This window comes from Burkholderia sp. AU18528 (genome assembly GCF_002223215.2).
Taxonomy (GTDB): Bacteria; Pseudomonadota; Gammaproteobacteria; order Burkholderiales; family Burkholderiaceae; genus Burkholderia; species Burkholderia semiarida.
Window position 1 is genome coordinate 990,763 of record NZ_NKFC02000004.1, and the last position, 12,453, is coordinate 1,003,215.

General features: G+C 66.7%; 13 protein-coding genes. 8 read left to right on the forward strand and 5 right to left on the reverse strand.

The features are described 5' to 3' along the window. Positions 1–9: 9 nt before the first annotated feature. A complete protein-coding gene (locus tag CFB52_RS07330) occupies positions 10–402 on the reverse strand; it encodes a DUF2069 domain-containing protein (protein WP_059575836.1) in 393 nt (130 codons plus the stop codon). Further along, positions 399–1,019 carry an NAD(P)H:quinone oxidoreductase gene (wrbA, locus tag CFB52_RS07335; RefSeq protein WP_059575834.1) on the reverse strand — a complete coding sequence of 207 codons (621 nt, stop codon included), beginning with the start codon at positions 1,017–1,019 and terminating at the stop codon, positions 399–401. The genes CFB52_RS07330 and wrbA overlap by 4 nt, the downstream gene beginning before the upstream one ends. A 145-nt stretch (positions 1,020–1,164) precedes the next feature. On the opposite strand from wrbA, the gene CFB52_RS07340 reads away from it, so the two are divergent. Further along, positions 1,165–2,493 (forward strand): YihY family inner membrane protein, encoded by a 1,329-nt coding sequence (locus tag CFB52_RS07340; protein ID WP_059575832.1) that lies wholly within the window; start codon positions 1,165–1,167, stop codon positions 2,491–2,493. Positions 2,494–2,508: 15 nt separating this feature from the next. Here the strand turns inward: CFB52_RS07340 and CFB52_RS07345 are convergent, their stop codons facing one another. Beyond that, positions 2,509–2,826: an Mpo1-like protein gene (locus tag CFB52_RS07345; RefSeq protein WP_059575830.1), complete on the reverse strand. Its 318-nt coding sequence runs from the start codon at positions 2,824–2,826 to the stop codon at positions 2,509–2,511. 157 nt (positions 2,827–2,983) lie between these two features. Here CFB52_RS07345 and CFB52_RS07350 point away from each other — a divergent pair, with 157 nt between their 5' ends. The 3 genes from CFB52_RS07350 (at position 2,984) to aroC (ending at position 6,888) form a co-directional block, all read left to right on the forward strand. Then, positions 2,984–3,439 carry a CBS domain-containing protein gene (locus CFB52_RS07350; protein WP_034207093.1) on the forward strand — a complete coding sequence of 152 codons (456 nt, stop codon included), beginning with the start codon at positions 2,984–2,986 and terminating at the stop codon, positions 3,437–3,439. 139 nt (positions 3,440–3,578) lie between these two features. After that, positions 3,579–5,513 carry an MFS transporter gene (locus CFB52_RS07355; protein WP_099316339.1) on the forward strand — a complete coding sequence of 645 codons (1,935 nt, stop codon included), beginning with the start codon at positions 3,579–3,581 and terminating at the stop codon, positions 5,511–5,513. Positions 5,514–5,787: 274 nt separating this feature from the next. Then, positions 5,788–6,888 (forward strand): chorismate synthase, encoded by a 1,101-nt coding sequence (aroC, locus tag CFB52_RS07360; protein WP_059575828.1) that lies wholly within the window; start codon positions 5,788–5,790, stop codon positions 6,886–6,888. 151 nt (positions 6,889–7,039) lie between these two features. Here the strand turns inward: aroC and CFB52_RS07365 are convergent, their stop codons facing one another. After that, the gene (locus CFB52_RS07365) at positions 7,040–8,713 is read right to left on the reverse strand and encodes an electron transfer flavoprotein-ubiquinone oxidoreductase (protein WP_060965947.1); all 1,674 of its coding nucleotides are present in this window, start codon (positions 8,711–8,713) and stop codon (positions 7,040–7,042) included. Positions 8,714–8,893: 180 nt separating this feature from the next. Here CFB52_RS07365 and CFB52_RS07370 point away from each other — a divergent pair, with 180 nt between their 5' ends. Together CFB52_RS07370 and CFB52_RS07375 are read left to right on the forward strand one after the other, a co-directional pair. Beyond that, a complete protein-coding gene (locus tag CFB52_RS07370; RefSeq protein ID WP_011545236.1) occupies positions 8,894–9,676 on the forward strand; it encodes an SDR family oxidoreductase in 783 nt (260 codons plus the stop codon). Between the two features lie 32 nt (positions 9,677–9,708). Continuing rightward, the gene (locus CFB52_RS07375; protein WP_059575825.1) at positions 9,709–10,149 is read left to right on the forward strand and encodes a thioesterase family protein; all 441 of its coding nucleotides are present in this window, start codon (positions 9,709–9,711) and stop codon (positions 10,147–10,149) included. Between the two features lie 122 nt (positions 10,150–10,271). Here CFB52_RS07375 and CFB52_RS07380 read toward each other — a convergent pair whose 3' ends face one another. Then, the gene (locus CFB52_RS07380; RefSeq protein WP_059575823.1) at positions 10,272–10,817 is read right to left on the reverse strand and encodes a LuxR C-terminal-related transcriptional regulator; all 546 of its coding nucleotides are present in this window, start codon (positions 10,815–10,817) and stop codon (positions 10,272–10,274) included. Positions 10,818–11,037: 220 nt separating this feature from the next. On the opposite strand from CFB52_RS07380, the gene CFB52_RS07385 reads away from it, so the two are divergent. Then, entirely contained in the window at positions 11,038–11,742 is a 705-nt protein-coding gene (locus CFB52_RS07385) for a CoA transferase subunit A (protein WP_059638825.1), read from the forward strand. Position 11,743: 1 nt separating this feature from the next. Beyond that, positions 11,744–12,385 (forward strand): CoA transferase subunit B, encoded by a 642-nt coding sequence (locus tag CFB52_RS07390; protein WP_059575820.1) that lies wholly within the window; start codon positions 11,744–11,746, stop codon positions 12,383–12,385. Positions 12,386–12,453 lie beyond the last annotated feature (68 nt).

Below are 12,453 nucleotides of genomic sequence, written 5' to 3' on the forward strand. Positions count from 1 at the left end.
GCGTAAGGGTCAGGACGTGGCGCGCGGCTTTTTCGCCGCGCGCTTGAACGGCGCGACGTAAGCCAGCGCCGCGACGAAGAAGCCGACGGCAAGCGCGGTCTCGCACCAGCCCAGCGTCGCGGACAGCCCGCGATCGGACATGCCGCGCACGATGCCTTCGGCAAGATAGACGAGGATCAGCATGCTCGCCCACTGCATCGTATAGATGTTACGCCGCCAGACGCCGGGCAGCGCGAGCGCGAGCGGCACGGCCTTGAGCATCAGCGCGGAGCCGCCGGGGCGCAGCGGCGCGAGCCACAGCTCCCAGGCGAGCGACAGCGCGATCAGCGCGACGAGACACGCGGCGGCGGCCAGCGCGTAGTGCGGCCGGGCCGCGACGGCGGAGCGGGCGGGGGCGTTCATGCCGCCTCGGCGGCCTGGGCGCTGGAAAGGGCCGCGGCGGCGCGCGCGAGCCGTACGCCGAGCGCGGCCGCGAGCGCCTTCTCGTCCGCGGACAGTCCGCCGGGTGACGACCGATCGTGCTGCGCGACGTGCGACGCGCCGTACGGTGTGCCGCCGGTACGTGTCGTGCTGAGGGCGGATTCGGTGTACGGGATCCCGACGATCATCATCCCGTGATGCAGCAGCGGCAGCATCATCGACAGCAGCGTCGATTCCTGGCCGCCGTGCAGGCTGCCCGTCGACGTGAACACGCTCGCGGGCTTGCCGGTCAGCGCGCCCGACAGCCATTGCGGCGTCGTGCCGTCGAGGAAATACTTGAGCGGCGCGGCCATGTTGCCGAAGCGGGTCGGCGAGCCGAGCGCGAGGCCCGCGCATTCCTCGAGGTCGCGCAGTTCCGCGTAGGGCGGGCCGTCGGCCGGGATGTCGGGGGCGGTGGCTTCGCAGACGGCTGACACGGGCGGCACGGTGCGGACGCGCGCCTGCATGCCCGGCACGCTGTCGATGCCGTTCGCGATCGCGAGCGCGAGATCGCGCGTGGCGCCGTGGCGGCTGTAATAGAGGACGAGAATGTCTTTCATGGGCGACGGAGCCGCGTGCGGCCGCGCGCATGCCCGGTGCAGTCGGCCCCTGCTGGAATCGAGCGGCTATTATAGGGGCTGAAGCCGTCGCGCAGCGCGGCGGCGGCGCGCCGTGACGCGCGCGGCATCAAGAAGGAGAAGCCGTTTGCCGAAGTTGAGCGTTGATCTCGATACCATCAAGCGCCTCGCGCAGTTCGCGGCCCGGCGTAGCGCCGAGGATCGCATCCCGCAGGTGGCGGGCAGCCTGACCTTCACGACGCTGCTGGCGCTTGTGCCGCTGCTGACGGTCGCGTTCGCGTTGTTCACCGCGTTCCCGATGTTCGCGTCGTTCCAGATCTCGCTGCAGGGGTTCCTCGCCGATCACCTGATGCCCGCGCAGTTCAACATCCAGATCTTCAAGTACCTGAACCAGTTCGCATCGAAGGCCAAGGGGCTGACGACGGCCGGCCTGATCGTGCTCGTCGTCACGTCGGTGATGACGATGATGACGATCGAATCGGCGTTCAACCTGATCTGGCGCGTGCGCAAGCCGCGGCCGTTCGCGCAGCGCGTGCTCGCGTACTGGGCGCTGATCACGCTCGGGCCGTTGCTGTTCGGCGTGAGCCTGTCGATCTCGTCGTACCTGTTCACGCAATCGCTCGCGTTCACCGGCGCGGGGCCGTCCACGTCGATCGTCGAGTGGCTGCTCGCGCTCGCGTCGTTGCCGTTGACGGTGCTCGCGTTCACGCTGCTGTACGTGTACCTGCCGAACTGCGCGGTCGCATGGCGCGATGCGGTGATCGGCGGGCTGTTCGCGGCCATCGCGTTCGAGCTCGCGAAGCGCGGCTTCGGCTACTACGTCCGGCGCATTCCGACATATACGGCTGTCTACGGCGCGTTCGCGGCGCTGCCGGTGTTCCTGCTGTGGGTGTATTTGAGCTGGTTCATCGCGCTGCTCGGCGCGATGGTCGCGTCGGCGCTGCCGGCGATTCGGGTGGGCCAGTTCCACCGCATCCATTATCCGGGGAGCGACCTGCTCGACGCGCTCGAACTGCTCGCGCGGCTCGCCGAAGCGCGCGCGGCCGGCAAGCGCGGCTACACGGCGATGCGGCTCGCGACGATGCTGCGCTGCGACATGGAAACCGCGCAGCGCTTGCTGACGACGATGGAGGAGCGGGAATGGGTCGCGCGGCTCGAGGGCGGCGACGAGGCCACGCCGCGCTACATCCTGCTCGCGAACCCGGAGCAACTGACGCTCGCGCAACTGTTCGACGTGCTGGTGATCGACCGCGCGGAGTTGACCTACCAACTGGAGCGGCGCCGCAGCCACGTCGAAGGCGCGGCGCTGCTCGCGGTGCTGTCGAGCGACCGGTTCGACGTGACGCTCGCATCGCTGATCGCCGCGCACCGGCTCGCGGGCGGGCAGCCGGCCGGGAGCGCCGGCCCGGCGCCGCGCGTGGAGGATCCGCACGCGCGGCCGCCGCGGCCTGCGTGAAGGCGGGGCGGGCGGCTACAGCGGGATCTTGCCGGTGCAGATGTCCCTGAACATCACCCAGTCGCCCATCAGGCTGTAGATCGGGTGCCGGAACGTGGCCGGGCGGTTCTTCTCGAAGAAGAAGTGCCCGACCCACGCGAACCCGTAGCCGCACACGACCGCGGCCGGCAGCCACGGCCAGTGGCCGGTCGCGACCGCCATCGCGACGCAGCCGATCACGCCGAGCGAGCCGATGAAGTGCAGCCGCCGCGACGTCAGGTTCCGGTGCTCGTTCAGGTAATACGGGTAGAAGTCAGCGAAGCTGGCGAATTGCTCCGTATGCGTATGCGCCATGGCCGTCTCCTCGGGCCGCCGTTCACAAGGCCATTGTGCGGCGGGCGGCCGGCGTCCGCAAGCGGCGGCGGGCCGCCGCGCGGGCCCGTGCTTTCCTTTTGACATGCTTTCCGATAGGATCGAAAGAGATTTTGCATTCAAGCATGAGGGGACTACGATGCGCGTCAGCGATATTCTGAAAGTGAAGGGCAACACGCTGTTTACCGTGACGCCCGATAAGCCGCTGCGCGAAGCGGTCGATACGATGGCCGAACACGACATCGGTTCGCTCGTCGTGATGGAGTACGGCGATCTCGTCGGGATGCTGACGTTCCGCGAGATCATCCTGCGCCTGCGCGAAAATGGCGGCGCGATCGGCGACGTGCAGGTGCGCAAGGTGATGGACGAGCCGCTCACGTGCACGCCGGAAACGGACGTCAACGAAGTGCGCCGGATGATGCTCGAGCGTCACGCACGCTACATGCCGGTGCTCGACAAGAAGGTGCTGATGGGCGTCATTTCGTTCTACGACGTCGCGAAGACGGTTGTCGAGGCGCAGAGCTTCGAGAACCGGATGCTGAAGGCATACATCCGCGACTGGCCGGAATCGGAAGCCGAAGCGCACAAGCCGTGAATCACGCCGCGCCCGGCACGTCGATGCATGGGCGCCGCCATCCGGCACGCGGCGGCGCAGGCATGGCCTGCGCCGTTTTTTTTTCAACAACGACACGAGGCCCGCGCAGCTTCGCCCAGACGATGCGCGCGTATTCCGCATGAGCGATCACACGCAAGCCACTTCGGGGCGGCGCGACGAACGGCGCGCCCACGCATCGCAGTTCGACCTGCTGCGCGAGCGCCGCTTCGCGCCGTTCTTCACGACCCAGTTCCTCGGCGCGCTGAACGACAACGTCTTCAAGATCGGCTTCACGTCGCTCGTCACGTATCACACCGCACGGTTTTCCGGCGTCGATGCGAAGACGGCCGCGTTCCTGATTTCCGCGATCTTCATTCTGCCGTTCGTGCTGTTCTCGGCCACCTCCGGCCAGATCGCCGACAAATACGACAAGGCGACTCTCACGCGTTTCGTGAAATCGTTCGAGATCGTGCTGATGCTGGTCGGCGCGGCCGGCTTCGTCACGCACAGCGCGACGCTGCTGTATCTGTGCACGTTCATGATGGGCATGCACTCGACGCTGTTCGGGCCCGTCAAGTATTCGTACCTGCCGCAGCATCTCGGCGAACATGAGCTGGTCGGCGGCAACGGGCTCGTCGAGATGGGCACGTTCATCGCGATCCTGATCGGCACGATCATCGGCGGCGCGGCGGCCGGCATCGAAGGCAGCGGCGAACGCGTGCTCGCGGTGAGCGTCGTCGTCATCGCGCTGGCGGGGCGGCTCGTCGCGCAGCGCGTGCCGCCCACGCCCGCGCCGCAGCCCGACCTCGTGATCAACTGGAACCCGGTCAGCGAGACCTGGCGCAACCTGAAGCTCGCGCGCCAGAACCGCACGGTGTTCCTGAGCCTGCTCGGCATCTCGTGGCTGTGGTTCGTCGGCGCGACGTTCCTCACGTCGTTCTTCAATTTCGCGAAGGACGTGCTGTCCGCCAGCCCCGACGTCGTCACGATCCTGCTCGCGACCTTCTCCGTCGGCATCGGCCTCGGCTCGCTGCTGTGCGAGCGGCTGTCGCAGCGGCGCGTCGAGATCGGCCTCGTGCCGCTCGGCTCGATCGGCATCAGCGTGTTCGCCATCGAGCTGTATTTCGCGAGCCACGCGCTGCCGTCGCCCGGCCATCTGCTGTCGGTCGGCGAATTCCTGGCCGGTGCGCGCCACTGGCGGATTCTCGCCGACCTGTTCCTGCTCGCGATGTTCGGCGGCTTCTACAGCGTGCCGCTGTACGCGCTGATCCAGAGCCGCAGCGCGCCGACCCACCGCGCGCGGATCATCGCCGCGAACAACATCCTCAACGCGCTGTTCATGATCCTGTCGGCCGTGATGGCGATGGGGTTGACCAAGGCAGGCGTCGACATCCCGGGGCTGTTCCTCGTCACCGCGCTGCTGAACGTGGTCGTCGCGACGTATATCTACCTGCTCGTGCCCGAGTTCCTGCTGCGCTTCGTCGCGTGGGTGCTCGTGCACACCTTCTACCGGATTCGCCTCGTGCACGCGGAGCGGATTCCGGCGGAAGGGGCGGCGGTGCTCGTGTGCAATCACGTCAGCTACGTCGATGCGCTCGTGCTGGCCGCCGCGAGCCCCCGGCCGATTCGTTTCGTGATGGATCACCGGATCTTCAAGACGCGTTTCGCGAGCTGGGTATTCCGGCACGCGAAGGCGATCCCGATCGCGCCGCGCCACGAGGATCCCGCGATGCTCGCGCGTGCGTACGACCTGTGCGAGGCAGCACTGAAGGACGGCGAACTCGTGTGCATCTTCCCCGAGGGCAAGCTGACGAAGACGGGCGACATCAATACGTTTCACCACGGCATCACCGAGATCCTGAGCCGCACGCCGGCGCCGGTGATCCCGATGGCGCTGCGCGGGCTGTGGGGCAGCTATTTTTCGCGGCATGCCGATGCGCGGATGCCGCGGCCGATCAAGCGCGGCGTGATGAGCCGGCTGACGCTGGCGGTCGGCGAGCCGATCCCGGCGTCGATCGCGACGCCCGAAGCGCTGCAGGCGGCAGTGACCGAGCTGCGCGGCGCGCGGAAGTAGGCGGGGCGGCCGGGTGCGGGTTGCCGGTAACCGGTTGCCGCGCGGCGACGAGCGCGGCGAGCCGCACGGCCCGCCCGGCCCTGGTGCGGCCGAGCGACCGCAGGCCACGCCGCGGCCACGGCCTGCCCGGGTGATCTGAACGGTTCACACAGCCCGCGGGCCCGGGACGGCTGGCATAATAGCGGTTTACCTCTTTTTCGACCGGCAAACGATCGACCTGCCCGCGGCCCCGGCAGCGCATCGGTTTGCCCATTTCTCTTTGGGCGGTTCCATCATGTCCGGCAATACCCTCGGCACGCTTTTCACTGTCACGACCTTCGGCGAATCGCACGGTCCCGCGATCGGATGCGTGATCGACGGCTGCCCGCCGGGGATGGGGTTGACCGAAGCCGACATCCAGGTCGAACTCGATCGCCGCAAGCCGGGCACGTCGCGGCACGTGACGCAACGGCAGGAGGCCGACGAGGTCGAGATCCTGTCGGGCGTGTTCGAAGGCGTGACGACCGGCACGCCGATCGCGCTGCTGATCCGCAATACCGACCAGCGCAGCAAGGATTACGGCAACATCGTCGAGACGTTCCGTCCCGGCCACGCCGACTACACCTACTGGCAGAAATACGGCATCCGCGACTACCGCGGCGGTGGCCGCTCGTCCGCGCGCCTGACGGCGCCGATCGTCGGCGCCGGCGCGGTCGCGAAGAAGTGGCTGCGCGAGCGCTTCGGAGTCGAGGTGCGCGGCTACATGAGCGCCCTCGGCGAGATCGACGTGCCGTTCGTCGACTGGTCGCACGTGCACGAGAACCCGTTCTTCTCGCCGAACGCGGCGGTCGTGCCGGAGCTCGAAGCCTACATGGACGCGCTGCGCAAGGACGGCGATTCGATCGGCGCGCGCATCGACGTCGTCGCGTCGGGCGTGCCGGTCGGCTGGGGCGAACCGGTGTTCGACCGGCTCGATGCCGATATCGCGAAGGCGATGATGAGCATCAACGCGGTGAAGGGCGTCGAGATCGGCGCGGGCTTCGACAGCGTCGCGCAGCGCGGCTCGGTGCACGGCGACGAACTGACGCCGGCCGGCTTCGTCGGCAACCACGCGGGCGGCGTGCTCGGCGGGATTTCGACGGGCCAGGACATCACCGTGTCGATCGCGATCAAGCCGACGTCGAGCATCCGCACGCCGCGCCGCTCGATCACGAAGTCCGGCGAAGAGGCGACGGTCGAAACCTTTGGCCGCCACGATCCGTGCGTCGGCATTCGTGCGACGCCGATCGCCGAATCGATGCTCGCACTGGTGCTGATCGACCATGCGCTGCGCCATCGTGCGCAGTGCGGCGACGTCGAGACGTCGACGCCGAAGATCGCCGGCAGCGCGACCTGATACAAAGCAGGTGGGGGCGCGGCGCGTGTCGCCTCGTCCGGCAAACGATGAATGCAAGCGGGGCGCTGCGTGATGCAGCGCCCCGTTTCGTTTGCGGCGGTATGCCGTGACCCACGCAAAACGCGCCGCTCGTGGCGGCGCGTTCCGGTCGTTACATGTTCGGGTAATTCGGCCCGCCGCCGCCTTCGGGCGTGACCCACACGATGTTCTGCGTCGGGTCCTTGATGTCGCAGGTCTTGCAGTGCACGCAGTTCTGCGCGTTGATCACGAGCCGATCGCCGCCGTCGTCGTTCTTCACGAACTCGTACACCGCCGCCGGGCAGAAACGCGCCTCCGGCCCCGCGTACGTACGCAGGTTCACGTTCACCGGCACGCTCGCGTCCTTCAGCGTCAGGTGCGCCGGCTGGTTTTCCTCGTGGTTCGTGTTCGAGATGAACACCGACGAGAGGCGATCGAACGTCAGCTTGCCGTCCGGCTTCGGATAGTCGATCGGCTCGCATTGCGACGCCGGCTTCAGCATCTCGTGGTCCGCGTGCTGGTGATGCAGCGTCCACGGCACGTTGCCGCCCATCACCTTCTGCTCGAGCCCGACCATCAGCGTGCCCAGATACAGGCCCTTGGCCATCCACTGCTTGAAGTTGCGCGCGCGGTACAGCTCCGTGTACAGCCACGATTGCTTGAACGCGTCCGGGTACGCGTTCAGCTCGTCCGACTGACGCCCGGCCTGCACCGCGTCGAATGCCGCATCGGCCGCCAGCATCCCGGTCTTGATCGCCGCATGGCTGCCCTTGATCCGCGATGCGTTCAAAAAGCCCGCGTCGTCGCCGATCAGCGCGCCGCCCGGGAACACCGTCTTCGGCAGCGACAGCAGGCCGCCGGCCGTGATCGCGCGCGCGCCGTACGACACGCGCTTGCCGCCTTCGAGGAATGCGCGGATCGACGGATGCGTCTTGTAGCGCTGGAATTCCTCGAACGGCGACAGGTACGGGTTCGTGTAGCCGAGGCCCACGACGAAGCCGACCACCACCTGATTGTTGTCCATGTGATACAGGAACGAGCCGCCGTACGTATCGGACTTCAGCGGCCAGCCGGCCGTGTGGATCACGAGGCCCGGCTTGTGCTTGGCCGGATCGATTTCCCACAGTTCCTTGATGCCGATCCCGTACGCCTGCGGATCCGCATTCGCGTCGAGCTTGAACTTCGCGATCAACTGGCGGCCGAGGTGGCCGCGGCAGCCTTCGGCGAACAGCGTGTACTTCGCGTGCAGCTCCATGCCGAGCTGGAAGTTCTCGGTCGGCTCGCCGTCCTTGCCCACGCCCATGTTGCCGGTGGCGACGCCTTTGACCGAACCGTCGTCGTTGTAGAGGATCTCCGCGGCGGGGAAGCCCGGGAAGATTTCCACGCCCAGCGCCTCGGCCTGCTGGCCGAGCCAGCGCGTGACGTTGCCCAGCGAGATCACGTAGTTGCCGTGATTCTTGAAGTTGTCGGGCAGCGCCCAGTTCGGCGTCGTGACCGCGCTCTTCTCGGACAGGAACAGGAAGCGGTCTTCCGTCACCTCGACGTCGAGCGGCGCGCCGCGTTCTTTCCAGTCGGGAAACAGCTCGGTGATCGCCCGCGGGTCCATCACCGCGCCCGACAGGATGTGCGCGCCGATCTCGGAACCTTTCTCGAGCACGCACACGCCGATCTCGGCGCCTTTCTCGGCGGCCAGCTGCTTGAGCCGGATCGCCGCCGACAGCCCGGCGGGGCCGCCGCCGACGATCACGACGTCGTATTCCATCGATTCGCGCGGGCCGTATTGCTCGATGAGGCTTGCGGGGGTCATTGGCGTTCCTCTAACCGTTAGAATGCTTTTATTCGGGAGCGTATTGTCTGCGAAACGAAACGCTTGCCGCAACAACATGCAGGTAGATTAGCACGATCGTTCTATTTTTTGTGCTAGGGTAATGCCGCTCGGGCTGTGCCAGCCCGGGCTGGCGCAACGACATCGAAAGGGGATGTGCAAATGGGTCGATCGATCAATCTGGAAGGCAAGGTTGCGCTGGTCACGGGCGCGTCGAGCGGCCTCGGGCAGCGTTTTGCGCAGGTGCTGTCGCAGGCCGGCGCGAAGGTCGTGCTCGCGAGCCGCCGCGTCGAGCGCCTGAAGGAGCTGCGTGCGGAGATCGAGGCGGCGGGCGGTGCCGCGCACGTCGTGTCGCTCGACGTGACCGACGTCCAGAGCATCAAGGCGGCCGTCGCGCATGCGGAGACGGAAGCCGGCACGATCGACATCCTCGTGAACAATTCGGGTGTGTCGACGATGCAGAAGCTCGTCGACGTCACCCCGGCGGATTTCGAATTCGTGTTCGATACGAACACGCGCGGCGCGTTTTTCGTCGCGCAGGAAGTCGCGAAGCGGATGATCATGCGCGCGAACGGCGGCGGCAACGGCAAGCCGCCGTGCCGGATCATCAACATCGCGTCGGTGGCCGGGCTGCGCGTGTTTCCGCAGATCGGGCTGTACGCGATGAGCAAGGCGGCGGTCGTGCAGATGACGCGCGCGATGGCGCTGGAGTGGGGCCGCCACGGCATCAACGTGAACGCGATCTGTCCCGGCTATATCGATACCGAAATCAATCATTACCTGTGGGAAACCGAGCAGGGCCAGAAGCTGCAGTCGATGCTGCCGCGCCGGCGCGTCGGCAAGCCGCAGGATCTCGACGGGCTGTTGTTGCTGCTCGCGGCCGACGAGTCGCAGTTCATCAATGGCTCGATCATCTCCGCGGACGACGGCTTCGGCCTCGCGTGAGCGGATGACATTTCGCAACAAAGAAGACTGCAATGAGCGCAACAAGCGATTACTCTCCCGTTTTTGAGATGTCGATGCCGATCCGCTGGGGCGACATGGACGCGTTCGGCCATGTGAACAACACGGTCTATTTCCGCTACATGGAGCAGGCGCGGATCTCGTGGTTCGAGCAGCTCGGCATTGCGGGCGGCAACGGCGAGGGGCAGGGGCCCGTCATCGTCACCGCGTCGATGGAGTTCCTGAAGCAACTGCACTATCCGGGTGACGTGATCGCGAAGATGTCGGCTGCAAAGCCCGGCCGAAGCAGTTTCGACACCGGCTTCGAGCTCACGCGCGCGGACGATCCGCAGCATGTCTATGCACGCGGCAACGCGCGCTGCGTGTGGGTCGACTACGCGCTCGGCAAGTCGGTGCCGCTGCCGCCACTGCTGCGCGACACGATCGAGCGCGCGCTCGCGACGAAAGTCGGCTGAGCGCGGATACCGGCAGGCCTGCGCAAGGCCGCCGGTGGCGCGCCGTGCCCGATGTTTCCCCGGATCGGCCGCCGCGCGCGGCCGATCGTCATTCGCGCGTCGCGATGCTATGCAATGCGCGTTTACTGCCCGAGCAGGCGCTGCAGCAGTTCCGGCGTGTTGTTCGTCCCGTATTTGCGCATCAGCCGCGCGCGATAGATGTCGACCGTGCGTGAGCTGATGTCGAGCACGCGCCCGATCTGCTTGCTGGTCTTGCCGGTCGCGAGCTGGGCGGCGATCTCGCGCTCGCGCGGGGTCAGCTCCACCGCGACGCGGCGCGTCGCGCTCAAATCCTCGAAGGTCCAGACGCCCGCCGAGAGTGGCGCGGTGCGGTCGAGCGCGCGGCCCGTCACGTGGCACCAGAACAGCTCGCCGTCCGCGCGTTTCATGATTCTGTCATCCGAGTAGACGCCGTTCGCGACCATCACGCGGGCGATGCGCTCGCCGATGCGCTGGAATTCGTCCGTCGACGGGTAGAGCACCGCGTACGATTTCCCGATCAGGTCGGCCCGTGCGCAGCGGAAGATCGACGCGAGCGCGTCGTTGCAATCCTCGATCACCCGGTCGCGCGACAGCACGAGGCCGAGCGGCGCGAGGTGGAAGGCGGTCTGGTAATCGAGCTCGGGCATGGCGCAGGCAAGCGGAGGCAAATGCTTATGTATTTTTGCGTATTGTGCCGCATCGGCGTCACATCGTACCCTTTCAGGCATCTCGCGGCGGTGTGTCGCGACATAAAAACAGCGCGCTTCGACGCAGGCATCGCCGCGCATGCATAGAATGGTGCGGCGGGCTTGCGCCACGTGGCGCGTGAACCGGTTTTGCTGGTTTCCATAGAGGAAGGGACAACAGATGAACAAAGTCTATCCAAGCGCGGCTGCCGCGCTGGAGGGGATCGTCCGCGACGGACAGACCTTCGCGGTGGGCGGCTTCGGCCTGTGCGGCATTCCCGAGGCGCTGATCGCGGCGTTGCGCGATTCGGCCGTCAAGGGCATCACCTGCATCAGCAACAACGCGGGCGTCGACGGTTTCGGCCTTGGCCTGCTGCTGGAAACGCGCCAGATCAAGAAGATGATCTCGTCGTACGTCGGCGAGAACAAGGAGTTCGAGCGCCAGTATCTGGCCGGCGAGCTCGAGCTCGAATTCACGCCGCAGGGCACGCTCGCCGAAAAGCTGCGCGCGGGTGGCGCGGGCATTCCCGCGTTCTTCACGAATACCGGCTACGGCACCGTGATCGCGGAAGGCAAGGAAACGCGCCAGTTCGGCGATCGCCACTACGTGCTCGAGCCGTCGCTGACGGCCGACGTCGCGCTCGTCAAGGCGTGGAAGGCCGACAAGTCCGGCAACCTGATCTACCGCCGCACCGCGCGCAACTTCAACCCGATGTGCGCGATGGCCGGCAAGATCACCGTGGCCGAGGTCGAGGAGATCGTCGAGAACGGCGCGCTCGATCCGGACCACATCCATACGCCTGGCATCTTCGTGCAGCGTATCGTGCTGAACGCGACGCCTGAGAAACGCATCGAACAACGCGTCGTACGCGCGAAAGGAGACTGACATGGCCTGGAATCGTGACCAGATGGCCGCGCGCGCGGCGAAGGAACTGCAGGACGGCTTCTACGTGAACCTCGGCATCGGCCTGCCGACGCTCGTCGCGAACCACGTGCCGGAAGGCGTCGAGGTGTGGCTGCAGTCGGAGAATGGCCTGCTCGGCATCGGCCCGTCGCCGACCGAGGACGAAGTCGACGCCGATCTCATCAACGCCGGCAAGCAGACCGTCACGACGCTGCCGGGTTCGTCGATCTTCTCGTCGGCCGATTCGTTCGCGATGATCCGCGGCGGTCACATCAACCTCGCGATCCTCGGCGCGATGCAGGTCAGCAAGCAGGGCGACCTCGCGAACTGGATGATCCCGGGCAAGATGATCAAGGGGATGGGCGGCGCGATGGACCTCGTCGCGGGCGTGAAGCGCGTCGTCGTGCTGATGGAGCATGTCGCGAAGGGCGATCAGCACAAGATCCTCGACGAATGCAACCTGCCGCTCACGGGCGTCGGCGTGGTCGACCTGATCATCACCGATCTCGGCGTGATCGAGGTGACGCCGGCCGGGCTGAAGGTGCTCGAGCTCGCCGACGGCGTGAGCGTCGACGAGATCCAGGCGAAGACGGGCGCACCGCTCGACGTCAGTGCCGTGGCCTGACATTACCTCGTTGCGTCATCCTCGACGCCCCGCGTTCCCGACGGAACGCGGGGCGTTTTGTCATGACC